Below are 25,534 nucleotides of genomic sequence, written 5' to 3' on the forward strand. Positions count from 1 at the left end.
GAAAATAAAATAGAGGAGGAAAAAGATATGAAGGTAGTAGCAATCAATGGGTCCCCGCGAAAGGGCGGCAACTGCGCGCAGTGTTTGGAGGTCATGGCTCAGGTTTTCGAGCGCGAGGGGATCGAGTTCGAGGTCGTGCAGCCCGGCGCAAAAGTACATCCCTGTCTCGCGTGCTATCACTGTCTGGATAACGGAACGCTGCGCTGTATCCAGAACGACGACGGTGTGAACGAAGTGATCGAAAAGTGCATCGCGGCGGACGGCATCGTGCTCGCGTCGCCCGTGTATCACGGCGGCATCGCGGGCAATATGAAGTGCATCCTCGACCGGCTGATGCTGGCCGCGGGCTGCGGCGAAAACCAACTGCATCATAAGGTGGGCGCGGCGCTTGTCACGCTGCGGCGCTCGGGCGGTATGGAGACCTACCAGCAGCTGCTCGGCACGATGGACGCGATGGAAATGGTGCTGGTCACCTCCGATTACTGGAACGCCGTGCATGGCGCTGATCCCGGCGAGGTACTGAAAGATACCGAGGGCATGGACGTGGTCGAACATCTGGCGGAAAACATCGCGTGGCTTTTAAAGGTCATGGATAAGGCGGGCATCGCGCCGCCGGCGGCGCATCACCGCACGATGACCAACTTCATCCGGTAAGCATGCAAAAAGAGGCGCATATGCGCCTCTTTTTTTGTGGAAAACGCGCGCTTCGCAGAAGGGCCGGCACGTGCTATAATGATGCTTGCAACGTTTTTGAAAAGAGGATGAGACCCCGCTTATGACCAAGTCGATGACACAGGGCAGCCCCGCCAAGCTGGTGCTGCTCTTTACTTTGCCCCTGCTTGCGGGCAACCTGTTCCAGCAGTTCTATAATATGATGGACACGCTGATCGTGGGCCGCGCGATTGATGTGAGCGCGCTGGCCGCGGTCGGCTGCACGGGCAGCATCATGTTCCTGATCATTGGCTTTGTGCAGGGCCTTACGACCGGGCTTTCCATCGTCACGGCCCAGCGCTTCGGCGCGGGCGACGCGGACGGCGTGCGGCGCAGCTTTGCGGCGTGCATCGTGATCTGTGTGCTGGTCACCGCCGTGCTGACCGGGATCAGCGTGCCCTTTGCGCGTCCCATTCTGGAATTCATGCGCACACCGGCGGATATCATCGATCAGGCCTATGCCTATATCGTCGTTATTTACATCGGCACGGGCGCGGCCATGCTCTTTAACCTGTTGTCCAATATCATCCGCGCGCTGGGGGATAGCCGTACGCCGCTTTACTTCCTGATCATCGCGAGCATTTTGAATGTTGCGCTCGATCTGGCGTTTATCCTATGGCTGCATATGGGCGTTGCGGGCGCGGCTTGGGCAACCGTGATCGCGCAGCTTGTCTCCGGCCTTTTGTGTGTAATCTATATCGTGAAAAAGTTCCCTGCGCTGCATCTGCGGCGCGAGGACTTCCGTTTAACGGGCGAGGAGCTGGCGCGGCACGCGGGCATTGGCCTGCCGATGGGCTTTCAGGCTTCGATCATCGGCATAGGCGTTATCATTTTACAGTTTGTGCTCAACGGCTTCGGCTCTGTTTCGGTCGCGGCGTTTACCGCCGCGCAAAAGATCGAGCAAATCTTTGGCGCGCCGCTATCGTCCTTCGGCATGACCATGGCGACCTATGCCGCGCAAAACTACGGCGCAGGCCGCGTAGACCGTATCAAGCGGGGCGTGCGGTCGTGCGCTTACATGTCGGTGGGGTATTCGCTTGCTGTGCTTGCGGTCAATCTGTTGTTTGGCGGGCCGCTCGCGGGCGTATTCGTCGGTAAGGAGGCGACCGAGGTCATCTCCATGGCCGCGCTCTACCTGCGCATAACGGGGCTGTTCTACCCGACGCTTTCGCTGCTGTATATCTATCGGTACACGCTGCAAGGGCTGGGGCAGGGCGTGGTGCCAACCATCGCCGGCATCATGGAGCTGGTGATGCGCGCGCTCGGCGTGATGCTGCTTGCCGGGCCGTTCGGCTTCGGCGGCATCTGCGTGGCCTATGCGCTGGCGTGGCCGGGCTCCATGACTCCTTTGCTCATCGCGTATCTGATCACCATGCACCGGCTCGGCTTCGCCGGGCCGCGCGGCGGAACCCCGCACGAATAAGGACCAAAGGCTCTCACTTTCTGAGAGCCTTTTTTATCAAACAAAATGCAATATATACTTGACATAATGAAAGATAAAGATTATACTGTAATCAACAAAGAGGTGATGGCATGAAAAATAAAAAGCTGAAGCTGGCGCGGGTGGAAAAGGATATGTCGCAGGCGGATCTGGCGGAAGCGGTCGGCGTCACGCGGCAAACCATCGGCTTGATCGAAGCGGGCGGCTATAATCCGACGCTTCACCTTTGCATTGCGATCTGTAAAGTACTCGATCGAACACTGGATGAATTATTTTGGGAGGAAGCTTAAAATGAAAAAGTTACACGCATTGATGAAGGACGAACAACTGGCGGATTTCATGGCGATCGTAGCATTGGTCGTCGCGCTGCTGAATGTTTTGTAAGGGGGAGAAACACAATGAAGCTGATCCATAAACCGACCGATGAGCGCGTCGCGCAAGAGGTCAACCGAATTTACAAAATCGGGTACTATGTATTTACCTTTGGCATTCTGCTCGATATGCTATTGCAGGCGATCAAATATACAGAGGGCTCCGGACAGTTCAGCTGGGTGGAGTTTGGCGTATTCATGCTGGCGCAGATCGTTTGCGTCGTAATGCAGTGGCGGAATGGCCTGATGGATGATAACGCCTTTGCCGAATCGGACCGTTTTCCACTGCGCCATTACCTGTTCACAGCGCTGGGCGCGGGGGCGATAGCCGCCATCTTGCTCACTGTGCTGCGCGTGCGGCAATTCGTACCCGTGGAGGGCGGTTCAAGCGTTATGTTTGGCCTATCCGTCGCATTTTTCATCTCAATTTGCATACCGACAGCCCTTGCCACTCTGGTGATCTACTATATTTCCTTCCGCATGGCCCGTCGCCGCCGCGAACAAAAGGTGCAGGAGCTTGAGGAGGACGAAGAATAATTATACACCAATATGGTAAAGTGGTGATATGTTGAAAAAGTTTACAGTTTATTCACGGTTTGTTACCGAAATAAAGTTGAAGCGGACCGCCCTTTTCCGGTAAAATAATACTATCGAGTAATTCACGAACCGGGAAAGGGAGGAAGTTATGACAGCAGGACACGATGTTTTGGAAGTGACCCCGCGCGTGGAAGCTTTGGCTGCGCTCTGCAAGAGCAACAGCACCATTGCCCCCGCGCTATATAAGGAATTCGACGTCAAACGCGGGCTGCGCGACCTAAACGGCGAGGGGGTGCTCGCCGGACTGACCAATATATCCGATATTATTTCCAAGAAAATGGTGGATGGAAAGCTGGTCCCCTGCGATGGCGAGCTGTACTATCGCGGCATCAATATCAACGATCTGGTACAGGGCTTTATGAAGGACGGCCGCAAGGGCTACGAGGAGACCGCCTACCTGCTCCTGTTTGGCGAGCTGCCCGATGTGCGCCGCTTATCGGATTTTAAAAGCCTGCTGGCGCAGGGGCGCACGCTGCCTACCAACTTTACGCGCGATGTGGTGATGAAAGCGCCCACGCACGATATGATGAACAGTCTGTCCCGCAGCGTTTTAACGCTCGCCTCGTATGATTCGACGGCGGACGATATCAGCCTGCCCAACGTGCTGCGCCAGTGCCTGATGCTGATCTCGGTGTTTCCGATGCTGGCGGTCTATTCCTATCATGCCTATAACCATTATGAATGCGGCGGCAGCATGTACATTCATTATCCGTCGGACAGCCTTTCCACGGCGAGCAATTTCCTGCGCATGCTGCGGCCGGATATGAGCTATTCGCCGCTGGAATCCAAGGTTTTGGACCTGGCGCTTGTGCTGCATATGGAGCACGGCGGCGGTAATAATTCGTCCTTTACCACGCACGTGGTGTCTTCGTCCGGCACGGACACATATTCCGCGATCTCGGCGGCGCTCGGCTCGCTCAAGGGACCCAAGCACGGCGGCGCGAATTTCAAGGTCGTGCAAATGTTTGAGGACCTCAAGCGCAATGTGACCGATACGACGGATGAAGAAGCCGTGGCGGGCTACCTGCGCGCGCTGCTGCGCCGCGAAGCGTTTGATAAGAAGGGCTTGATCTACGGCATGGGCCACGCGGTCTATTCCATTTCCGACCCACGCGCGCGCGTGTTCAAATCCTTTGTCGGCCAGCTCGCGAAGGAGAAGGGAAGGGATCAGGATTTCGCCCTTTATTCGCTGGTTGAGCGGCTCGCGCCCGAAGTCATCGCGCAGGAGCGCCATATCTACAAGGGCGTTTCCGCGAACGTGGATTTTTATTCGGGCTTTGTTTATTCGATGCTCGCGCTGCCGCCCGAGCTGTACACGCCGGTGTTCGCGATCGCGCGCATCGTCGGCTGGAGCGCGCACCGGCTGGAAGAGCTGATCAACGCGGACAAGATCATTCGCCCGGCATACCGCTGCGTCCAGCAGCCCGCGCATTATATGGATCTCAGCACACGCTGAAAGAAGGCCTTTTCTCATGCAATATTCGATCGTTTTCAGCAGCCGTACCGGCAATACCGCCGTACTGGCTGGAAGCGTTAAAAGACTGCCTGCCGGAAGCGGGCCGCGTTTTCTTTGGCCCGCCGGGGGAGGAAGCGTTATCCGCTTCCCTCCTTTGCGTTGGTTTCTGGACGGATAAGGGCCTGTGCGACGAGCAGACCGCGTTTTTTCTCGGCAAGCTGCATGGCAAGCAGGTCGCGCTGTTCGGTACCGCCGGCTTTGGCGGGGATCAGGGCTACTTTGATTCTATCCTCGCACGGACAAAAACGCAGCTTCCGGCGGATAACATTCTTCTGCCCGGCTTTATGTGTCAGGGAAAAATGCAGCCCGCCGTGCGGGAGCGGTATGAAGCCATGCTGCGGCAAAGCCCCGGCGATAAACGCATGACCGACATGATCGAAAATTTTGACCGCGCGCTGACCCATCCGAATCAGGCGGATATTGCCCGTCTTCGGGAATGGGCCGCCGCCTTACCCCTATAAAAAGGGGCTGTAAAATAAGTTCTCACAAATGAATAGAAAACTGTTGCAAAGCGAAGAATGCTACTAGCTTTGTCATTCTGAGGAGCAAAGCGACGAAGAATCTCGCGCGAACGCGCGAAATTTACGTTGGGAACGCGCGTTCGCGCGAGATTCTTCACTTCGTTCAGAATGACATTTGGGTACTCTTCTATTTTGCAACAGTTTTTTTACAGCCCCTTGCTATTCAAGCTTCACGTATATAAAAAGCGGATATAGAAAAGAAAAAGACGCCTTACCGCGGCAATCATGCGGTAAAGCGCCTTTTGTGTTTTACATTTCCTTGAAAGCGTCCTTGACTTTATCCCAAAAACCCTTGCGCTGAGCCTGATTTTCATCCGTTGTGTTTTCCTCGAACTCGCGCAGCAGTTTTTTCTGCTTTTCAGATAGGTTTTTCGGCACTTCAATATTGACGCGAACGTATTGATCGCCGCGCCCGCGTCCGTTCAGGTTTTGAATGCCCTTGCCCTTCATGCGGAACACGGTGGCGGTCTGCGTGCCTTCGGGGATCTTGTATTCGATGCGTCCGTCGATCGTCGGCACTTGCAGCGTATCGCCCAGCGCCGCCTGTGTAAAGGAGATCGGGATCTCGCAGATGACGTTGGAGCCGTCGCGCGAGAAGACCGGATGCGGGCGGATGCCTACTGTGACGAGCAAATCGCCCGCCGGGCCGCCGTTAACGCCCGCGTTGCCCTGACCGCGCAGCTGGATGGACTGACCGTCGTCGATACCGGCGGGTATGGTAACGTTCAGCTTGCGGTTTTTACGCAGCCGTCCCGCGCCGCTGCACTTGGTGCAGGGGGTGCGGATGATTTTGCCCGTGCCGCGGCAGTTGGGGCAAGCCGCCTGTGTTTGAAACATGCCGAGCGGCGTGCGCTGGGTCTGCGTGACCGAGCCGGTGCCGTGACAGTTCGGGCAGGACTCCGCGCTGGTGCCCTTCTTCGCGCCCGAGCCGCCGCATTCATCACAGGTCTCGATCCGGTCTATGGAAATTTCTTTTTCACAGCCAAAGGCGGCTTCCTCAAAGGAAAGCATCACACTCTGGCGGATGGATTCGCCGCGCTGCGGCGCGTTGCGGCGCTGGGAAGAGCGCCCGCCGAAGCCGCCGCCGAAGAACGAGCCGAACAGATCGCCGAGGTCGCCCATATCGAAGCCGCCAAAGCCCGCGCCCGCGCCGCCGCCATAACTGGGATCGACGCCCGCGAAGCCGAATTGGTCGTATTTCGAGCGCTTGTCCTTGTCGGAGAGCACCTCGTAAGCCTCATTCAGTTCCTTAAATTTTTCGTCGGCCTCCGGGTTGTCTTGGTTCAGATCCGGGTGGTATTTCTTGGCGAGGCGGCGGTGCGCTTTCTTGATTTCTTCATCGCTCGCGCCTTTTTGGACACCGAGCACCTCATAGTAATCTCTTTTGTCAGCCATATCATCATTCCTCTATACAAGGGGATAGGCGCGCCGGAGCGCGCCCTCGAAAGTTAGAAGTGAGGAATTAGGAGTGAGGAGTTGCGGAATCCGGCACAGCCGGATGATATATAAGCGCGCAAAGCGCGAAACCGAAACTCCTACTTCCTAACTCCTACTTCCTAGTTATTTCTTGTCTTCGTCGTCCTTCACTTCGGTGAAATCAGCGTCCACAAAATCGCCCTGCGGGCCCGCGCCCGGCTGGCCGCCCATGTTCGGATTACCGCCCATGTTGGGGTCGCCCTGCGGCGCCTGCTGCTGATAGATCTTGCTGGCCAGTTCGCCGAACTTCTGGGAAAGGGAATCGGACGCCATCTTGATCATCTCGTTATCAGTGCCCTTAAGCGCTTCCTTGACCTTGTCGATCTCGGCCTGCACGGTGGTCTTTTCCTCGGCGGAGAGCTTATCGCCCAGATCGGTCAGCGCCTTTTCGGACTGGAACACCAGCTGTTCGGCGCTGTTGCGGGTCTCCACCGCTTCCTTGTTCTTCTTATCCTGCTCGGCGAACTGCTCGGCCTCGTGCATGGCTTTGTCGATCTCGTCCTGCGAAAGGTTGGAGGAAGCCGTGATTGTGATCTTCTGCTCCTTGCCGGTGCCAAGGTCCTTGGCGGATACGTTGACGATGCCGTTCGCGTCGATATCAAAGGTTACTTCGATCTGCGGCACGCCGCGCGGCGCGGGGGCGATACCGTCCAGACTGAACTTGCCCAGCGTCTTGTTGCCGGCGGCCATTTCGCGCTCGCCCTGCAGCACGTGGATTTCAACGGAGGGCTGGTTATCGGCCGCGGTGGAGAAGGTCTGGCTCTTCTTGGTCGGGATGGTGGTGTTGCGTTCGATCAGCTTGGTGCACACGCCGCCCAGCGTTTCAATGCCGAGGGACAGCGGGCAAACGTCAAGCAGCAGCACGTCCTTGACTTCGCCGCCCAGCACGCCCGCCTGAATGGCGGCGCCGATGGCAACGCATTCGTCCGGGTTGATGCCCTTAAAGCCGTCCTTGCCGGTGATGCCCTTTACGGCGTCCTGCACGGCGGGGATGCGGCTGGAGCCGCCCACGAGCAGCACCTTCGCCAGATCGCCGGAGGACAGGCCGGCGTCCGACATGGCCTGACGCACCGGGCCCATGGTCGCTTCGACCAGATCGGCGGTCAGCTCGTTGAACTTGGCGCGGGTCAGCGTTAATTCGAGGTGCTTGGGGCCGGTCGCGTCGGCCGTGATATACGGCTGGTTGATCGAGGTCTGCGCCATGCCGGAAAGCTCGATCTTGGCCTTTTCCGCGGCTTCCTTCAGGCGCTGCATGGCCATCTTGTCGCCGGAAAGGTCGATGCCGTTGGATTTCTTAAATTCCGCGACGATCCAGTCCATAATACGCTTGTCAAAGTCGTCGCCGCCCAGACGGTTGTTGCCCGCGGTGGCCAGCACTTCGAGCACGCCGTCGCCGATGTCGAGGATGGAAACGTCGAACGTACCGCCGCCAAGGTCGTATACCATGACCTTCTGCTCGGTCTCCTTATCCACGCCGTAAGCCAGCGCGGCAGCGGTCGGCTCGTTGATGATGCGCAGCACGTCAAGGCCCGCGATCTTGCCCGCGTCCTTGGTAGCCTGACGCTGGGAGTCGGTAAAGTAAGCGGGAACGGTGATGACCGCCTGCGAAACCGTGGCGCCCAAATAAGCTTCCGCATCCGCCTTCAGCTTTTGCAGGATCATCGCGGAAACTTCCTGCGGGGAATACTGCTTATCATCGATGCTCACGCGGTAGTTCGTGCCCATTTCGCGCTTGATGGAGCTGATGGTGCGGTCCGCGTTGGTCACGGCCTGACGCTTTGCGACCTGACCGGCCATGCGCTCGCCGTCCTTAGAAAAAGCGACGACCGAAGGGGTCGTGCGCGCGCCTTCCGCGTTAGGGATAACGACGGCTTCGCCGCCCTCCATGACCGCCACGCAAGAGTTTGTGGTGCCAAGGTCGATACCAATGATTTTGCCCATGATTATTGCACTCCTTATAGTTAAGATTCTTGATTGATAAAGTGAATTTGTAATTAGTAGTTAGTAATTAGTAATCATGGTGCGGCTGTAAGCCGCTTATCAAATATCCGCGCTCCGCGCGGAACCGCAATTCCTAATTCCTAATTTCTAACTCCTAATTAATTTGCGACTTTGACCATCGAATGGCGAATGACATGGTCGCCGATCTGGAAGCCCTGCTGGAACGCCTCGGCGATCACATTTTCCGCAAACGCCTCGTCCTCAATATGCATGACGGCGTTGTGCAGGTTGGGATCGAACGGGGTGCCGGGCGCTGCCTCAATTACGGTGACGTTCAGGCCCTTTAGGCTTTCTACCAGCTGGGTCATGGTCATTTCAACGCCTTTTTTATACTCAGCGTCCGTGGTCTCGGCCTTGACGGCGCGCTCCAAATTGTCATAGGTCGGCAGCAGCGCCTTCACCGCGTGCGAGACCGCGTCTGCGTGGATGCGATCGCGTTCGCGCTGGCTGCGCTTGCGGAAGTTGTCGTACTCCGCCGCCATGCGCAAATACCGGTCGTTCAGGTCGTCGAACTTAGCCTTGAGGTCGTCGTCCGGAACTTTAGCGGCTTCGGCTTCCGGGGCGGTCTCGGCTTGCGCTTCGGGTTCGGTCTGTTCAGCTTCGGCTTCAGCGGCCTTGGTATTCTCGGTTTCTACCTCGCTGCTTTCCGTCGTCTGCTCCTGCGCGGCAGCTTCCGGCTTCTTTTTCTTGCTCATGTTGATTTGATGCCTCCGTTATTCTTTTTCATCCAAAAAGGTTTCGGCGATCAGCTTGTTCAGGCCCTTCGCAAAGCGGGAAAGGCGGGCGGAAAGCGTGGCATAGTCCATGCGCGTCGGGCCGACGATGCCGATCGCACCTTGGCCGATCTTACCGATATCGTATTTTGCGTAAATGGCAGAGGTTTCGCTCATTGGGTTTTCACCGTTTTCCGGGCCGATGAAAATTTGCACGCCGTCGATCTTGCGGGCGACCGGCAGCAGATGCGTGTCGTCGTCCATGTAATCGAGCAGGGTCTGCGCTTTTTTCAGGTCCCGGTATTCGGGGTAGTGCAGCAGCTTGGTCGCGCCTTCTAAATAAACGCGCTGGCTGCCCAGCTCTTCAATCAGCTCGGCGATGTATTCGGCCACCGGCGCAAGCAGGGCGGACAGCCCGGCGGCGCGGCGGACAATATCGAACCGTTCGGCGGTGATATGGGAAAGCGGCAGGCCGGTCAAGGTTTGGTTGAGCACGTAGGTCAGCAGTTCGGCTTCATCCGCGGTCACATCGGCCAGCGTGCGCACCATTTTGTTTTTCACCGTACCGGATTCCGTCACAACGACGATAACGAAATTCAGCTTATCCACCGCGATGATCTCAAAACGGCGAATGGCGGTTTGCGTCATCGCGGGCGTGATCGCGACCGACGCATAATCCGTAAGGTTGGAAATCAGCTTGCCGGCCTCTTGAATCAGGCGGTCCAGCTCCTTCACCTTGTGCTGCATCATGCGCTGAAACGGCATTTCGTCGGTGTCCGGCGCGTCTTCCATGCGGGTCATCAGCTCATCCACGTACAGGCGGTAACCCAAAGCGGAGGGGATGCGGCCCGCCGAAGTATGCGGCTTTTCGAGGAAGCCCAGCTCCTCCAGCTCGCTCATCTCGTTTCGGATGGTGGCGGAGGAGAAGGGGAGCTCATGCCCGGCGGCCAGAGTTTTGGATCCGACCGGTTCGGCTGTGCGGATATAATCGCCGATGATGGCCTTCAGGATCTGTTTTTTGCGTTCAGAAAGCTCCATGCGGCGTCGCTCCTTTTTTGTGTTTAGCACTCATCTCCCTCGAGTGCTAAAACTAATTTACCACCGTCGCCCTGCAAAGTCAAGTCTCGTTTATGAATATTTTGTTAAATGAAAATGCGTCTTTGCCGCAAAACGGCAAAGACGCTGCTTTTCAAGGAATTAATTTGATTCCTCCGCCGCAAGGCGGCGGCCCATCAGCACGCCCATGGCGGAAGCCATCATCAGGCCGCGCGTCCAGCCGGAGGAATCCCCAAGGCAGAAAAGGCCGGTAAGGCTGGTCGTAAACGTTTGGTCCATCTTCACGCGGTTGGAGTAAAATTTCAGTTCCGGAGAATACAGCAGGGTTTCAATAGATGCGAAGCCGGGCACCACTTGATCGACCGCCTGCATAAAGCCCAGAATATTGACCATCGCGCGATAGGGCATGGCGGCGGTGATATCGCCCGCGACCGCGTCCGGCAGGGTGGGCGTTAGGTTGGAACGGGAAAGCTCCTGCTGCCAAGTGCGCTTGCCGTCCAGAATATCGCCGTAGCGCTGCACGAGGATGTGGCCGCTGCCCAGCATATTGGTCAGCTCGCCCACCTTTTGGGCATACGCGATCGGTTGGTTGAACGGCTCGGAAAAGTTGTGCGAGCACAAAATAGCAAGGTTGGTGTTGTTGCTTTTCAGTTCCTTATAAGAATGCCCGTTCACGACCGCGAGATCGTTATCGTAATTTTCCTGCGAAACAAAGCCACCCGGATTCTGGCAGAAGGTGCGCACCTTGTTTTTAAACGGATGCGGATAGCCGATCAGCTTGGATTCGTAAAGAATATTGTTCACGCGCTCCATCACTTCGCTGCGCACCTCTACCCGCACGCCGATATCGACCGTGCCGGGCTGGTGGGCGATGTGGTGCTCCTCACAGATGCACTCCAGCCAATCCGCGCCGCGCCGCCCAGTCGCGATGATGGTGTTTTTGGCGCGCAGCTCCCGCGTTTCACCGCTTCGCGCGAGCGATACGCCAAGGCAGGTCTCGCCATCCAGAATCAGGTCGCGGCATTCCCAGCCGAATAGAAGCTCCACGCCGTTGTCCAGCAGGTGTTTTTGAATCGCGCCGTAGATCTGCTGCGCCTTTTCCGTGCCAAGGTGGCGGATGGGGCAGTCCACCAGCTTTAGACCCGCTTGAATCGCGCGTTTGCGTATCTCCTTTACCTCTTCGGTGTTCTGCGCGCCCTCCACGTGCTGATCGGCGCCAAAGGAAAGATAGATACCGTCGGTATAATCGATCGTCTGCTGCGCGAGCGTCGGGCCGATCAGCGTGGGCAGATCGCCGCCGACCTCGTGGGAAAGCGAAAGCTTGCCATCCGAAAAAGCGCCCGCGCCGGAAAAGCCGGTGGTAATATGGCAATAGGGGCGGCAGTTCATGCATTTGCCGGTCTTTGCCTTGGGGCAGTGCCGCTTTTCGACCGGCTGACCCTTTTCTACCATTAGAATGCGCTGCTTGGTACCTTGATTCAACATTTCAAGCGCGGTAAAAATACCCGCCGGGCCCGCGCCCACGATAATAACGTCCGCGTCCATCCGTTTTTCTCCCTTCTTTCTATCAAAGCAACATGACTGTATCATAAAGCGCCCGGCTTTGCAAGGGAAAACGGGAAATCAGGGCGCGCCGCCAAACACCGGCCGAAACGCTTGCGGACCGGTTATATAGTATGTTAAAATGAGCACAAGAAAAGAAAAAAGGAGCGGAACCGGAATCATGAAACTTGCAGTAAAAACATGTACCCTCGATATGCCCTTTGATAAAATGCTCGATTTTTGCGTGGAGCAGCGCGTCGCTTCGTTGGAGATCGCCACCGGCAACTGGTCGGCCGCGCCCCATTGCGACCTTGACCTGCTCGTACATGACGCGACCGCGCGCCAGAAATGGTACGATGCGATCCGCGCCAAGGGCCTTACGCTGTGCGCGCTTAATTGCTCGGGCAATCCGCTTGCGTATGAGCATGAAATGGACGTAACGAAAAAGACCTTTGAACTGGCGCGTCAGCTCGGCGTAAAGAAAATCGTTATGATGAGCGGCCTGCCCGCCGGGTGCAAGGGCGACAAAACGCCGGTTTGGATTACCACCTCTTGGCCGCCTGAAACGCAGGATGTTTTGGACTATCAGTGGAACGAGGTCGCCATCCCGGTGTGGAAGGATATCGTTCAAATGGCAGAGGATTGCGGCGTTACGCGTATCGCACTGGAAAACCACGGCGCGCAGCTCGTTTATAACCCGGAAACCTGCCTGCGTTTGCGCGACGCGGTCGGCCCGATGGTCGGCATGAACCTCGACCCCAGCCATTTGTTCTGGATGGGCGGCGACCCGATCGAGGCCGCGCGTGTGCTGGGCGAGCATCAGGCGCTGTACCATATTCACGGAAAGGATTCGCGTCCGGAACGCCGCTACTGGCAGCCCAACGGCTTGCTGGACACCAAGCCGATCGACGCTTTCGCCGGGCGCGCGTGGAACTTCGTCGCGGTTGGCGCGGGACACGACGCCAAGTGGTGGAAGGAATTTTTCTCGGTCGCGCGCATGTCGGGGTACGATGAAGAGGTAGCGCTTGAGATGGAGGACTTGACCCTTTCCATGCTGGACGGCCACCTCGCCAGCCTGCGCACACTGCGCGAGGCGCTGGTGATCGATTGATCAGCGGAGCTCGGTGGTTCGCTGACGCTCACAATTAAATGCGCGGCGGTAGCCGCAAACGGCGGCGTGGGGTCACGCCGCCCTACTTTTAAGCGGCGCTGTAGGGCGGGGTGACCTCACCCCGCCGCTCGTAGGGAGATAGCAGGCTGCAAGGATGCAAAATATGTACGGAAACGAACCAATTTTGCCTAAGGGCTTGACAAACTGAAAATGTCGGTTAACTCAATTGAGGTAATCTGGTAATACAAAAAGTGATATCATATAGCTATCACGTAGACTGCATAAAAATACTTGATTTTGTTGTACCATAAAAATATACCCGCAAAGGAGGATGGTTTTATGGTTACCAACAAACGAGTTTTCACCTTACGCCTTGCCGAAGACGTTTATAATAAAATTGGTGTCCTTGCGACCAACAAACATCGTTCCATGACAAACTATATTGAATTTGTCTTAATCAATTATTTGAATGAGGTCGAGCAAGCGTACGGAGCCATTGAACCTCATGAAGCGAACGAGCTGATATGGAAATAGCATTTGGCTTATGGAGGACATACCATGAAAGACTTGACCGAGGCGTGGGAAGATGTTTACACCTATATTCAATATGGGGAACGCCTGTTTCGTGAATATCCCACGGCGCACCTTGCACTGGGAAATTATTTATGGCAAGCGGTGGAAAGCAGTTTATCCAAGGACAAGCGGGCCGGCGTGCATTTCAGTAATTATATCAGAGAAGCGCTGCTGTCGGTTTTAGAGGTAGAGGACATCAAAAAAATACCCATAACGGATAGGACCGTGACAGGCTTGGGTTCTATGTATTTTGTCCTGTTCCAAAGCCTTCGGGATGTGGAGCAACAAAAGATACCGCCCGTGCCGAGGGAGATTGAGACCCCGGAGATCATTCAAACGGTTATCACGAGATACCGCATGGCAAAGAAAAGCTGATAAGCATAGCAAAACGCGCGCGCAGGCGGTCATTGCCTGTGCGCGCGCGTTTTTTGATGCGATAAGATTTAGATCTGCCGCGCCAGATCGACCATTTCAAGCGCGGAGAGGGCGGCGTCCGCGCCCTTGTTGCCCGCCTTGGTCCCGGCGCGCTCGATGGCTTGTTCGATGCTGTCCGTCGTTAAAACGCCGAACAGCGTGGGCACGCCGGTTTCCAAACCGACCGAGGCAACGCCCTTGGATACCTCGGCGCAGACGAAATCATAGTGCGAGGTGGAGCCGCGAATGACCGCGCCCAGACAGATGACCGCCGCGTAGCGGCCGGTTTCCGCCAGCTTTTTCGCGATCAGCGGTATCTCGAACGCGCCCGGCACGCGGGCAAGCTCAATATCCTCATCCGCGACGCCGTGGCGCTTTAACGTATCCTCCGCGCCCTCCACAAGGCGGGACACGATAAAGTCATTAAACCGCGCGGCGACAATGGCGAATTTGCCGGCGGGCGCGGTCAGTTTTCCTTCGATCAGCTTCATTTTCTGTTCCTCCGTTTATTTGTATTCGGTCATGTGATCCATCTTGCTTTGCTTGGTCTTGAGGTAGAACGCGTCGTGCGGGTTGGCGGCGATCTGGATCGGCACGCGCTCGACGATTTCAATTCCATGGCCGCCCAAACCGACCACCTTGGTGGGGTTGTTGGTCAGCAGCCGCAGGCGGCGCACGCCCAGATCGCTGAGTATCTGCGCGCCCAGTCCGTAATCCCGCAGATCGGGCGGGAAGCCCAGCGCCACATTGGCCTCCACGGTGTCCATGCCCTTATCCTGCAATTCGTAAGCCTTTAGCTTGTTGATCAGGCCGATGCCGCGCCCTTCCTGCCGCATGTATACCATAACGCCGCGTCCTTCCTTGGCGATCATGCGCATGGCCGCGTCGTACTGCTCGCCGCAGTCGCAGCGGGCCGAGCCAAGCGCGTCGCCGGTCAGGCATTCGGAGTGCACGCGGCCCAAAACGGGCGCGCCATCCGTTACATCGCCCATGGTCATGGCGACGTGGTGCTCGCCGTTCAGCTTATTGACATAGCCGTAAATACGGAAATGACCGTACCGCGTGGGGAAATCCGCGCACGCCACCCGCTCGATCAGCGTTTCCGTGCGGCGGCGGTAGGCGATTAGGTCGGCAAGGGAGATCATGGTCAGGCCGTGCGTTTTGGCAAACGCGGTCAGCTCGGTCGTGCGCATCATCGTGCCGTCGTCCCGCATGATTTCGCAGCAAAGGCCGCAGGCGGGCAGCCCTGCCAGCGCGCATAGGTCGGTCGTTGCCTCGGTATGCCCGGCGCGCTTGAGCACGCCGCCCTCTACCGCGCGCAGCGGGAACATGTGGCCCGGGCGGCGAAAATCAGCGGGGGATACGTCCGGCGAGACGCACATGCGGGCGGTCAGGCCGCGTTCCTCGGCGGAAATGCCGGTTGTCGTTTCGCGGTAGTCGATGGATACGGTGAAGGCGGTCTCATGGTTATCGGTGTTCTGCTCGACCATGGGCGGCAGGCCGAGCCGGTCGGCCAGCTCGCCGGACATCGGCATACAGATCAGGCCCTTGGCGAAGGTCGCCATAAAATTGACGTTTTCCGTCGTCGCTGCATCCGCCGAGCAGATCAGGTCGCCCTCGTTTTCGCGTTCCGGATCGTCAATGACAAGAATGAGCTTGCCCTCCCGAAGGTCTTGGAGCGCTTGTTCGATGGTGTTTTGCATCAGATGGTTCCTCCTTTAAAAGAATCCGTTTTGGGCCAGAAAGGCCGGTGTAATCCCCTTGCCGCTGTTCCGTAGCCAGCAGCTTTTCTACATATTTACCGATCACGTCGCATTCCAGATTGACCGCGTCGCCCGGACGGCGGGTGAGCAGCGTGGTTTCCGCGCCCGTGTGCGGAATGACGGATACTGAAAAATCGCTTTCGGATACTGCGGCGATCGTCAGGCTGACGCCGTCGATCGCGATCGATCCCTTTTCCACCATATAGCGCGTCAGGGAAGGGGCGGCGCGAACCTTTACCCATACGGCGTTGTCCTCGCGACGCAGCTCGATAACGGCGCCCGTGCCGTCGATATGGCCGGAAACGATGTGCCCGCCGAAGCGTCCGTTCGCCGGCATCGCGCGTTCTAAATTGACGCTTGCGCCTGACGAAAGCGCACCGAGATTCGACCGGCGCAGCGTTTCCGCCATCACATCGGCGGCAAAGCTGTTTGCGGCTAGGTCGGTGGCGGTCAGGCACACGCCGTTTACCGCAATGCTGTCGCCGGGTTTCGTGCCTTCCAACACGGTGCGCGCGGAAACATACAGACGCGCGCCCTTCGCGCCGTGCTCGACCCGGGCAATGCGCCCCATTTCCTCTACGATACCGGTGAACATGCCAATTCTCCTTCCAGCAAAAAGTCCTCGCCCAATGGGATGACGGTCATATGCCGCAGCGGCAGCGCGTCCGCCATTTTGGCAAAGCCCTGACCGCCGACCGGGCTTTTAGCCCCCGCGCCGCCAATCAGCTTGGGCGCTATGTAGGCCTGCACCTTGTGGACAATACCGGCTTCCAGCGCGGCAAAATGCAGGGCCGCGCCGCCCTCCAGCAGCACGCTGTCGATTCCGCGCGCGCCAAGACGGCGCATCAAGTCGGCCAGATCGACGCGGCCGTTCACGGCGTTGCACAAAAGGATCTCCGCGCCCGCCCGCTCAAGCGCTTCCGCGCGCGCGTTCCGTTCGGCCGCCGCGATCAGCAGCGGCGAAACGCGCGCCGAGCGCACAAGCCGGCAGTCTGGCGGGATGCGCAGGCGGCTGTCGCAGACGATGCGCACCGGGTCGCGTCCGCCCTCCATCCGACAGGTGAGCAGGGGATCGTCCTGCAAGACCGTGCCAAGGCCGACCATGATAGCGGAAAGCCGGTTTCGCGTTCGGTGCACATGCGCCCGCGCCGTTTCGCCGGTCACCCATTTGCTGTCGCCCGTGTGGGCGGCAAGCTTGCCGTCCAGCGTCATGGCGTATTTCAGGGTCACAAAGGGCGTTTGGTTTTGGATAAAGTGAAAGAACACCTCGTTAAGCTTTTTACAGTCGGCTTCCAGCACGCCGGTAGCTACTGCGACCCCGGCGGTGCGAAGCGTTTGCACGCCGTTTCCCGCGACGAGCGGGTTCGCGTCCAGACAGCCGACGACGACGCGGGCAAGGCGGTTTTCCATGATCGCGTCCGTGCAGGGCGGCGTACGGCCCCAGTGGCAGCAAGGCTCCAACGTGACGTAGAGCGTGCCGCCCTGTGGGCTTTCCGCGCAGGCGGCCAGCGCGGCGCGCTCGGCGTGCGGGCCGCCGCATTTTTCATGCCAGCCTTCGACGATGACGCGGCCTTCCTTCACGATCACGCAGCCAACCATGGGGTTTGGGCTGACGCGGCCTTCGCCGCGCCTTGCCAGCATGAGCGCGCGGCGCATATAATCCTCATCGGTCAAAATGCATCCCTCCTAAAAAATAAAAAGCGCCCCGAAAAATACCTTCGGGGCGCAAAATGCCGTAAACAAAAAAACTGAAATGCGGATAAAACCACATTCCAGAACAGCAAACAAACGGAAAAGGGTACAACGATACCACCATCCGCATCATTCTTCTTTCATCCAGACTATACTGTCGGCCTCGGAGTTTCACCGAATCTGCTTGGTGCCAAAGCACCCGCTCGCGGGCTATACCGCCGGTAGGGAATTTCACCCTGCCCTGAAGAACATTATTCAGTTACCTTGTGAAACCATAAGTTTTCTTGTTTCACTGGGGTAAAGTATACACCGCGCACTGTGAAAATGCAAGCGTTTTTCGCAAGGTTTTTTTGTGCTTTTTTCATCGCCCGGCGTGTCAAAGAATCGCTTGTGGGATAGGGGCAAACGTGTTATAATATTTCCATATTGCAATTTTCGATTTCGGATAAGGAGCCATACGGTGTGAAAAATCGCGAACGGATACGGAATTTCTCCATCATTGCCCATATCGACCACGGCAAATCAACGCTGGCCGACCGCCTGCTGGAAAAGTGCAAGGCGGTTTCGCAGCGCGAAATGGAGGAACAGCTGCTCGATAATATGGATTTGGAGCGCGAGCGCGGCATTACGATCAAAGCGCGCGCCGTGCGCATGGAATATGAAGCGGACAACGGCGAAACCTATGAGATGAACCTGATCGACACGCCCGGCCACGTGGACTTTAACTACGAGGTCTCGCGCTCGCTCGCCGCGTGCGAGGGCGCGCTTCTGGTGGTGGACGCCGCGCAGGGCATCGAAGCGCAGACGCTGGGCAACACCTACCTTGCGCTCGACCATAATTTGGAGGTCGTGCCCATTGTCAACAAGATCGACCTGCCCGCGGCCGACCCCGCGCGCGTCAAGACCGAGATCGAGGACATCATCGGCATACCCGCCGAGGACGCGCCCGAAATTTCGGCTAAAATGGATATCAACATCCGCTCGGTGCTGGAACGCATCGTGACCGAAATTCCCGCGCCCGAAGGGGACGCGGACGCGCCTTTGCGCGCGCTGATCTTTGATAGCCAGTACGATCCCTATAAGGGCGTTATCGTCTACATGCGGCTGATGGATGGGCGGCTCACGCCCGGCATGAAGGTACGCATGATGGCGACGGGCGCGGTGTTTCAGGTGCTGGAATGCGGCTACATGCAGCCGCTCGGCCTTTCCGCGCAGCAGGAACTGACGGCGGGCGAGGTAGGTTACTTTACCGCTTCGATCAAAACCGTATCGGATACCCGCGTGGGCGATACCGTGACCGAGGCCGAACGCCCGGCTTCGGAACCGCTGCCCGGCTACCGTCCGGCGCGCCCCATGGTCTTTTGCGGCATTTATACGGAGGACGGCTCCAAATACCCCGACCTGCGCGACGCGCTGGAAAAACTGCAGCTGAACGACGCGGCGCTCTCGTTTGAACCGGAAAGCTCGGTCGCGCTGGGCTTCGGCTTCCGCTGCGGCTTTCTCGGCATGCTGCACATGGAGATCATTCAGGAGCGTCTGGAACGCGAGTTCGATCTTGATCTGGTCACGACGCTGCCCAGCGTAATTTACGAGGTCGTTAAGACCGACGGCACGTCCATCATGTGTGATAACCCGCATGATTACCCCGATCCCGTGATTATCGAAGAGGCGCACGAGCCGTTTGTCAAAGCCACGATCATGACCCCGCAGGAGTATGTCGGCAACATCATGCCGATGTGTCAGGACCGGCGCGGCGTATTCAAGGATATGAAGTATCTGGACGCGAACCTTGTTGAGCTGCACTACGAAATGCCGACCGGCGAGATCATTTATGATTTCTTCGACGCGCTCAAGGCCCGCACCAAGGGCTACGCTTCGCTGGATTATGAGTTTTTGGATTACCGCAAAAGCGATCTGGTCAAGGTCGATTTGCTGCTGAACGGCGATCAGGTGGACGCGCTGTCCTTTATCGCGCACCGGGAAAAGGCCTACGGCCGCGCCCGCCGCATCTGCGAAAAGCTAAAGGATAACATTCCGCGCCAACTGTTCGAGGTACCGATCCAAGCCGCGATCGGCGGCAAGGTAATCGCGCGCGAAACGGTAAAGGCCATGCGCAAGGACGTGCTGGCTAAGTGCTACGGCGGCGATATCACGCGAAAGAAAAAGCTGCTGGAAAAGCAAAAGGAAGGCAAAAAGAAGATGCGCACGCTTGGCACGGTACAGTTGCCGACCGAGGCTTTTATGGCGGTGCTCAAGCTGGATGAGGAATAATGGGAAAATTCAGTTATAAAAATAAACCGTTGGGGCTGTACCTGCACATCCCTTTCTGCGTTTCCAAATGCGGTTATTGCGATTTTTATTCCGTGACCGATGAAAGCCTGATGAAGGGTTACGTGTCGGCGCTGCTCAGCCATATCCGCGAGTACGGCAGGGTATGCGGCGGCTACACGGTGGATACCGTTTATCTGGGCGGCGGAACGCCGTCCTGTTTAGGGCCTAAGTATTTGACCCGTATTTTGCAGGAAGTCAAAAACAAGTTCGTGGTCGATGAAGACGCTGAAATCACCGTAGAGTGCAACCCGGAAAGCACGGATAAAAAACTGCTGGACGCGTTGCGCAAGGCGGGGGTGAACCGTCTGTCCTTTGGCGTGCAGTCGGCGGACGACGAAGAGCTAAAGCGCATCGGCCGTATCCACACGTTTGAACAGGCGAAGGCTGCCGTCGATCTGGCGCGTGAGCGCGGGTTTGAAAACATCAGTCTGGATCTGATGTACGGCCTGCCCGGACAGACGCGGCAGGGAGTGCTGCACTCGGCGACCGAGTGCTTGGCGCTCGGCCCGCGCCATCTGTCTTGCTATGGCCTAAAGCTGGAACCCGCGACGAAAATGGGGCGCGAAGCCCCGGTTTTGCCGGAGGATGACGAACAGGCCGATACATACCTTGCGCTGTGCGACCTGCTGGCAAGAAACGGGTTTGAACATTATGAAATATCGAATTTTGCAAAGCCCGGCTGCCGCTCGCGGCACAACCAAAAATACTGGGATCTTTCCGAATACCTCGGCCTTGGTCCGGGCGCGCATTCGTTTATGAATGGCCGCCGGTTTGAGTTCGCGCGGGATATCAAGGCCTATATCGGCGGCGAGGACATCATCCGCGACGAGGACGAGATCGCCACCTTCCAGCGGCAGGGCGAATACCTGATGGTGCGTCTGCGCACGGCGGAGGGCGTTGATTTTCTCGATCTGGAAAAGCGCTACAACATCGATTCCACGCCCTACGAGGAAGCGTTCCGCGCGCTGATGGGGCAGGAGCTCGTCGCCCACAAGGGCACGCGCTGGCACCTTACCGAAAAGGGCTTTTTGGTATCCAACAGCATCATCAACTTCATTGTTTCAGCAGGCACAACGGAATAATTAGTAATTAGTAGTTAGGAATGAGTAATTTTTGAATACCGCTCCTAACGCTTAAGCCAAGTCGCCATAAATTACTAATTACTAATTTCTCATTACTAATTAAAAAGGTGGTTTATTAAAATGCGCGCAGTTATTACAGTCGTCGGCAAGGATCGAACGGGCATTATCGCCAAGATTTCGGACACGCTGTACGCTCATCAGGTCAATATTGTTGATATTTCGCAGAACGTCATGGAGGATATGTTCGCCATGGTCATGCTGGTCAATATCGATCATTGCACGGTGGACTTCACCGCGCTGGTCGACCTGCTCGACAAGGACGGCGAAGAGCTCGGCATGAAGATTCACACCATGCACGAGGATATCTTCAACGCCATGCACACGATCTGAGGGCGGGAGAAACATGACGAATATCAATACACATGACGTTTTAGAAACGATCAAGATGATCGAGGAGGAACACCTCGATATCCGAACGATTACCATGGGCATCTCGCTGCGCGACCTCGCGTCGGACGATATAGGTGTCCTCAGCGATAAGGTGTACGACAAGATCACCCGCCGCGCGGAAAAGCTGGTATCCACCGGCGAGCAGATCGAGCGCGAGCTAGGCATTCCGATCATCAACAAGCGTATTTCGGTAACGCCGATCGCGATGATCGGCGCGGTGACGAACGCCACCAGCTACGTGCCGCTTGCCAAAGCGCTCGACCGCGCGGCGCATTCGACCGGCGTCAACTTCGTCGGCGGTTTTTCCGCCTTAGTGCAAAAGGGCTTTGCCAAGGGCGATGAAATACTGATCCACTCCATCCCCGAAGCGCTGGCCGAGACCGAGCTTGTCTGTTCGTCCGTCAACGTCGCTTCCACCAAGGCGGGCGTCAATCTCGATGCGATCGAGCTGATGGGCCGCATCATCAAGCAAACCGCAGAACTGACGCGGGATAATGAATCGATGGGCTGCTCCAAGCTGGTCGTTTTCGCCAACGCGGTGGATGATAACCCGTTTATGGCGGGCGCGTTCCACGGCATCGGTGAGCCTGAAACCGTGATCAATGTCGGCGTTTCCGGCCCGGGCGTCGTCCAGTCCGCGATTCGGCGGGCGGGGGACTGCTCTATTAATGAAGTGGCCGAGGTCATCAAAAAGACCGCGTTTAAAATCACCCGCATGGGCCAGTTGGTCGGCTCGCTCGCGTCCAGCCGCCTTGGCGTGCCGTTCGGTATTGTCGACCTGTCGCTCGCGCCCACCCCGGCGATCGGCGATTCGGTCGCCCGCATTCTGGAAGAGGTCGGCCTTGACGTGTGCGGATGCTGCGGCACGACCGCCATCCTCGCCATGCTGAACGATGCGGTTAAGAAGGGCGGCGTTATGGCGTCGTCGAGCGTTGGCGGCCTATCCGGTGCGTTCATACCGGTTTCCGAGGATGAGGGTATGATCGCCGCCGCGCAGGCGGGCGCGCTTTCTCTGGAAAAGCTGGAAGCCATGACGGCGGTCTGCTCGGTCGGCATCGATATGGTCGCCGTGCCCGGCGACACGACGGCGGAGGTGCTCTCCGGCCTGATCGCGGACGAGATCGCCATCGGCGTGGTCAATTCCAAAACCACCGCCGTGCGCGTCATTCCCGCCATCGGCAAAAAGGTGGGCGATATGGTGGAGTTCGGCGGTTTGCTCGGTTCCGCGCCGATCATGCCCATTTCGACGGGTTCCCCGGCGAAATTCATCCATCGCGGCGGCCGTATTCCGGCCCCGATCCAGAGCCTGAAAAACTAAAAAGTGAGGCCGCGTCACACTGACGCGGCCTCACTTATTGCGTTTACTGGTGGTTCGCTGCGCGAACGATTAAATGCGCGGCGGTAGCCGCGAGCGGCCGAGAGAGTCACTCGGCCCTACATTTGACGGTGCGCCGCCCGTATGCCCGCCGCCGTATTTTGCGGCGTTGGGAGAAAACCGGGGAACGGGGTGCCGGGGGATTCATTTGGATGGGTACCTCCGCTCGGCCGGGCCGAACTGTTTGGCGCGCCCACGTTTCTTGGCCTTCCCCCTACGAGGGGAAGGTGGCGCGCGCCATAGGCGCGTGACGAATGGGGGGCGTTACGACCGTCGCTATCTATGGTGGTTCGCTGCGCGAACGATTAAATACGCGGCGGTAGTCGCGGGCGGCCGCGTCATGCTGACGCGGCCTCTTCTTCAAGCCTGTGAATGAAAATTTTGACCACGGAATAAACATCGTCCGTATGCTGCTTTAGAAAAGTGTCCGCGCGGTGCAGGGAAGATCGCAGTACTTCGGCGTTCCATTCCTCCTTTGCGGGACAGCGCACAAAGCAGTCGATCACAAACAGGTCGATCAGCAGGTTTTCGACAGAGTATTTCAGTTCCTCGCGCAGCTCGGATAATGTGGATTGTTTGAATTCCATGATGACAGCTCCAAATTATAATGGCTATAAGCCATTATAACACGCAAATGCTATTCGGTCAATGGCTAAGGGCTATATTGTCTATACAATTGCTCTAAGCTATAATAAAGCATAAGGAAGTGAATGCTATGGTAGATTATCGAGTTTTAATTCGCAAACGTCGTTTGGAAAAACATTTAACGCAAAAACAGCTTGCTGAAATGTCAGATATTACGCAACCTTATTTGTATGAAATTGAAAGCGGCAGAAAAAGCCCGTCAATCGATGTATTGGCAAAAATTTGTGAAGTGCTTGAGATCAAGTTGTTTCCTGATGAATAGGAACGGCGCGCCGAGGGCGTCGCGCCCTACAAGGGAACGGGTCGCGTTGCTGTAAAGAGAGTATAACGACCCTCAAAGTAGGGCGCGACGCCCTCTGTATAGCCCACATGGTATACAACATGTCCAAGCACATGGTATACAGTTTATGTGGCCCAATAAATGTGCTTAGAAGTAATCAATCTCTCGCTGAGATTGATGGAAGCCACACGGAAGGAGCCATAGTGGAGGTCAACAGAATTCTCCCCCGAATCCGTAAGTTGGAGGTAGGTTCCAGCGAAAGCCTCAGAGAGATAGTAGCGATGCCTACAAATGCTAACGTAGCCCTTGTAGTTGACTTTTCTAAGCCTAGCTCCATCAGGATAATCAGGTTCCGGGGGCTGCTGAATGAACGGTCTGCTGCTGACTTTATAGTGCTTGGCAGGGACATCAAGGCCAAGCGCGGAGTGGGGACGTTCGTAGTTGTACTCATACTGCCAGTCATCAAATGCCTGTTGTGCATCACATAAGTTAAGCATTGTGCGGTGCCTAAGCAATTCTTCCTTCAACGTACGGTGAAAACGTTCCTCCTTGCCTTGGGTCTGCGGGTGCATGGGGCGGCCATGGATCGGCCGGATGTTCAGACGCATCATCCACACATCGAACATGGTGATACCCCCCTTGCTGTCGCCCCAGGGCTTCCCATTGTCGCACAACAGCTCATGCGGTAGACCGTACATCTCGAAAACTTGGACAAGGGCAGGATAAAACCTTTCGTAGGACAATGAGTCCTCAGCCTTTAGGCACAGAGAAAACCGGGAGTGGTCATCCAAAATCGTCAGTGGATAGCACCGCTGCCCATTGAGCATCGTAAAGTCGCCTTTGTAGTCCATTTGCCACAAATCGTTAGGACATTCTCTGGCAAAGCGATTAATGGGCTTGTGTTTCTGGCTGATTTCCGGTTCGATTCGCTCGTTTCGCTTAAGAATATTGCCGATTGTGCTTTTGCATGGCAGTTCTGTGTAGCCTTTATTTTGCAAATATCGCTCCAGCTTTCTGGGACCCCACGCCGGATGTTCATCCCGCGCGGACAATATCAGTTCTTGCGTTGCTGCCGATGTCTGGGTTCTTTGATGCGTCGGTGCCCGACTGCGGTCGGTCAGTTCCTCTCCAGCCTGAAACCTTCGTAACCACTTATAACCTGTTTTTCGTGTGATTTCGTGTTTTCTACATAGAGCGCTAAAACTTATCTCTCGTTGCTGTGCCTCCTTTACAAAAGTTTCTCGTTCTGACTTTACTGTTTTCTCTTTCCACGGCATAAGCAATTCTCCTTTTCCCACTTATACCGTTATTTTACTCCTAAACTGTATACCATGTGCTTGGACAAACTGTTTACTATGTGACTGGGCTATACAGACCTCTGCACGTCGTACGCCGCCGCGTATTTCATTGCGAGCAAAGCGAGCCACAACAAAAGCGCCGGCAGCCGCCGGCGCTTTTCCTATCTCTCATTCCCACGCTTCCCAAATCTCCGGCCGGAACCCGACCGTCGCCTGCCGCCCGTTTCGGACAATGGGCGTTTTGAGCAGCGTACCGTTCTCCAAAAGCTTTTCCCGTTTATCCGCTTCATACGCCAGATAGGCGAGCGAAGCATAGCCCTTGCTCTTTTCGTCGATCAGCGCGTCCAGCCCGCCGACCGCTTTTATAACGCTGTCCAGCTCGCCCGCGGACATACCTTTTTGCGCCAGATCGATCATTTGAAATTTAATACCGCGCTCCTTGAACCAACGCTGCGCTTTTTTTGTGTCAAAACATTTATTCTTGCCGAAAACCTGTATGTTCATAGATTAACTCTCCTTTTATACCCCTTTATTATAGCAGGACAAAACGATGCAGACAAGGGGTTGACAAATGA

Annotated in this window: 25 protein-coding genes, 1 pseudogene and 1 riboswitch; of the genes and pseudogenes, 14 read left to right on the forward strand and 12 right to left on the reverse strand. The window is 56.6% G+C overall.

The genetic code is table 11. The features are described from left to right. Positions 1-27 precede the first annotated feature (27 nt). From RWV98_RS08895 to bilS, 6 genes are all read left to right on the forward strand, one after another. Positions 28-654 carry a flavodoxin family protein gene (locus RWV98_RS08895; RefSeq protein WP_317865337.1) on the forward strand — a complete coding sequence of 209 codons (627 nt, stop codon included), beginning with the start codon at positions 28-30 and terminating at the stop codon, positions 652-654. A gap of 121 nt (positions 655-775) precedes the next feature. Further along, entirely contained in the window at positions 776-2,134 is a 1,359-nt protein-coding gene (locus RWV98_RS08900; RefSeq protein ID WP_280960366.1) for an MATE family efflux transporter, read from the forward strand. A 110-nt stretch (positions 2,135-2,244) separates the two neighbouring features. Then, positions 2,245-2,442, forward strand: coding sequence for a helix-turn-helix transcriptional regulator (locus tag RWV98_RS08905; RefSeq protein ID WP_280960367.1), 198 nt, complete (start codon positions 2,245-2,247; stop codon positions 2,440-2,442). A gap of 108 nt (positions 2,443-2,550) precedes the next feature. Continuing rightward, complete coding sequence (locus RWV98_RS08910) at positions 2,551-3,060, forward strand: DUF6773 family protein (protein ID WP_280960368.1); 510 nt, start codon at positions 2,551-2,553, stop codon at positions 3,058-3,060. Positions 3,061-3,208: 148 nt separating this feature from the next. Next, positions 3,209-4,576 carry a citrate/2-methylcitrate synthase gene (locus RWV98_RS08915; protein ID WP_280960369.1) on the forward strand — a complete coding sequence of 456 codons (1,368 nt, stop codon included), beginning with the start codon at positions 3,209-3,211 and terminating at the stop codon, positions 4,574-4,576. Between the two features lie 89 nt (positions 4,577-4,665). Then, positions 4,666-5,097, forward strand: coding sequence for a flavodoxin family protein BilS (gene bilS / locus RWV98_RS08920; protein WP_326938188.1), 432 nt, complete (start codon positions 4,666-4,668; stop codon positions 5,095-5,097). 309 nt (positions 5,098-5,406) lie between these two features. On the opposite strand, the gene dnaJ is transcribed toward bilS, so the two are convergent. From dnaJ to RWV98_RS08945, 5 genes are all read right to left on the reverse strand, one after another. Next, a complete protein-coding gene (gene dnaJ, locus RWV98_RS08925; RefSeq protein ID WP_280960371.1) occupies positions 5,407-6,552 on the reverse strand; it encodes a molecular chaperone DnaJ in 1,146 nt (381 codons plus the stop codon). Between the two features lie 165 nt (positions 6,553-6,717). Next, positions 6,718-8,574: a molecular chaperone DnaK gene (dnaK, locus tag RWV98_RS08930; RefSeq protein WP_317865339.1), complete on the reverse strand. Its 1,857-nt coding sequence runs from the start codon at positions 8,572-8,574 to the stop codon at positions 6,718-6,720. Positions 8,575-8,732: 158 nt separating this feature from the next. Then, positions 8,733-9,329 carry a nucleotide exchange factor GrpE gene (gene grpE / locus RWV98_RS08935; protein ID WP_280960373.1) on the reverse strand — a complete coding sequence of 199 codons (597 nt, stop codon included), beginning with the start codon at positions 9,327-9,329 and terminating at the stop codon, positions 8,733-8,735. Positions 9,330-9,347: 18 nt separating this feature from the next. Further along, complete coding sequence (gene hrcA / locus RWV98_RS08940; protein ID WP_280960374.1) at positions 9,348-10,385, reverse strand: heat-inducible transcriptional repressor HrcA; 1,038 nt, start codon at positions 10,383-10,385, stop codon at positions 9,348-9,350. A gap of 159 nt (positions 10,386-10,544) precedes the next feature. Further along, a complete protein-coding gene (locus RWV98_RS08945; RefSeq protein ID WP_317865342.1) occupies positions 10,545-11,948 on the reverse strand; it encodes an NAD(P)/FAD-dependent oxidoreductase in 1,404 nt (467 codons plus the stop codon). A 178-nt stretch (positions 11,949-12,126) separates the two neighbouring features. Between RWV98_RS08945 and RWV98_RS08950 the strand changes: the two genes are divergently transcribed. From RWV98_RS08950 to RWV98_RS08960, 3 genes are all read left to right on the forward strand, one after another. Further along, entirely contained in the window at positions 12,127-13,056 is a 930-nt protein-coding gene (locus tag RWV98_RS08950; RefSeq protein WP_280960376.1) for a sugar phosphate isomerase/epimerase family protein, read from the forward strand. Between the two features lie 339 nt (positions 13,057-13,395). After that, positions 13,396-13,590, forward strand: coding sequence for a hypothetical protein (locus RWV98_RS08955; RefSeq protein WP_317865345.1), 195 nt, complete (start codon positions 13,396-13,398; stop codon positions 13,588-13,590). 24 nt (positions 13,591-13,614) lie between these two features. After that, on the forward strand, positions 13,615-14,004 hold the full coding sequence (locus tag RWV98_RS08960) for a hypothetical protein (protein WP_317865347.1): 390 nt from the start codon (positions 13,615-13,617) through the stop codon (positions 14,002-14,004). A 68-nt stretch (positions 14,005-14,072) separates the two neighbouring features. Here RWV98_RS08960 and ribH read toward each other — a convergent pair whose 3' ends face one another. The 4 genes and pseudogenes from ribH to ribD all read right to left on the reverse strand — a co-directional run bounded on the left by ribH (position 14,073) and on the right by ribD (position 17,480). Continuing rightward, positions 14,073-14,534, reverse strand: coding sequence for a 6,7-dimethyl-8-ribityllumazine synthase (ribH, locus tag RWV98_RS08965; protein WP_317865349.1), 462 nt, complete (start codon positions 14,532-14,534; stop codon positions 14,073-14,075). A 15-nt stretch (positions 14,535-14,549) separates the two neighbouring features. After that, complete coding sequence (locus tag RWV98_RS08970; RefSeq protein ID WP_317865350.1) at positions 14,550-15,746, reverse strand: bifunctional 3,4-dihydroxy-2-butanone-4-phosphate synthase/GTP cyclohydrolase II; 1,197 nt, start codon at positions 15,744-15,746, stop codon at positions 14,550-14,552. Positions 15,747-15,761: 15 nt separating this feature from the next. After that, positions 15,762-16,401, reverse strand: a pseudogene (locus RWV98_RS08975) (riboflavin synthase). Further along, complete coding sequence (gene ribD, locus RWV98_RS08980; RefSeq protein ID WP_317865354.1) at positions 16,383-17,480, reverse strand: bifunctional diaminohydroxyphosphoribosylaminopyrimidine deaminase/5-amino-6-(5-phosphoribosylamino)uracil reductase RibD; 1,098 nt, start codon at positions 17,478-17,480, stop codon at positions 16,383-16,385. Before ribD ends, RWV98_RS08975 begins: the two are co-directional and overlap by 19 nt. Positions 17,481-17,626: 146 nt before the next feature. Further along, a riboswitch (FMN riboswitch) is annotated at positions 17,627-17,751 on the reverse strand. Positions 17,752-17,960: 209 nt separating this feature from the next. Between ribD and lepA the strand changes: the two genes are divergently transcribed. From lepA to RWV98_RS09000, 4 genes are all read left to right on the forward strand, one after another. Next, complete coding sequence (gene lepA / locus RWV98_RS08985) at positions 17,961-19,769, forward strand: translation elongation factor 4 (RefSeq protein WP_280960385.1); 1,809 nt, start codon at positions 17,961-17,963, stop codon at positions 19,767-19,769. Next, positions 19,769-20,911, forward strand: a complete 1,143-nt coding sequence (hemW, locus tag RWV98_RS08990; RefSeq protein ID WP_317865356.1) for a radical SAM family heme chaperone HemW — start codon at positions 19,769-19,771, stop codon at positions 20,909-20,911. The genes lepA and hemW overlap by 1 nt, the downstream gene beginning before the upstream one ends. A 120-nt stretch (positions 20,912-21,031) precedes the next feature. Continuing rightward, a complete protein-coding gene (locus RWV98_RS08995) occupies positions 21,032-21,301 on the forward strand; it encodes an ACT domain-containing protein (protein WP_280960387.1) in 270 nt (89 codons plus the stop codon). Positions 21,302-21,314: 13 nt separating this feature from the next. Further along, positions 21,315-22,679 carry a PFL family protein gene (locus tag RWV98_RS09000; RefSeq protein WP_317865358.1) on the forward strand — a complete coding sequence of 455 codons (1,365 nt, stop codon included), beginning with the start codon at positions 21,315-21,317 and terminating at the stop codon, positions 22,677-22,679. 395 nt (positions 22,680-23,074) lie between these two features. On the opposite strand, the gene RWV98_RS09005 is transcribed toward RWV98_RS09000, so the two are convergent. Continuing rightward, positions 23,075-23,323 carry a hypothetical protein gene (locus RWV98_RS09005; protein ID WP_317865360.1) on the reverse strand — a complete coding sequence of 83 codons (249 nt, stop codon included), beginning with the start codon at positions 23,321-23,323 and terminating at the stop codon, positions 23,075-23,077. A 128-nt stretch (positions 23,324-23,451) separates the two neighbouring features. Between RWV98_RS09005 and RWV98_RS09010 the strand changes: the two genes are divergently transcribed. After that, complete coding sequence (locus tag RWV98_RS09010) at positions 23,452-23,643, forward strand: helix-turn-helix domain-containing protein (RefSeq protein ID WP_317865362.1); 192 nt, start codon at positions 23,452-23,454, stop codon at positions 23,641-23,643. Positions 23,644-23,786: 143 nt separating this feature from the next. On the opposite strand, the gene RWV98_RS09015 is transcribed toward RWV98_RS09010, so the two are convergent. Together RWV98_RS09015 and RWV98_RS09020 are read right to left on the reverse strand one after the other, a co-directional pair. Further along, entirely contained in the window at positions 23,787-24,938 is a 1,152-nt protein-coding gene (locus RWV98_RS09015; RefSeq protein WP_317865364.1) for an IS481 family transposase, read from the reverse strand. Between the two features lie 189 nt (positions 24,939-25,127). Beyond that, entirely contained in the window at positions 25,128-25,463 is a 336-nt protein-coding gene (locus tag RWV98_RS09020) for an arsenate reductase family protein (RefSeq protein ID WP_317865366.1), read from the reverse strand. Between the last annotated feature and the right edge of the window lie 71 nt (positions 25,464-25,534).

This window comes from Agathobaculum sp. NTUH-O15-33, from assembly GCF_033193315.1.
Lineage (GTDB): Bacteria > Bacillota > Clostridia > Oscillospirales > Butyricicoccaceae > Agathobaculum > Agathobaculum faecihominis_A.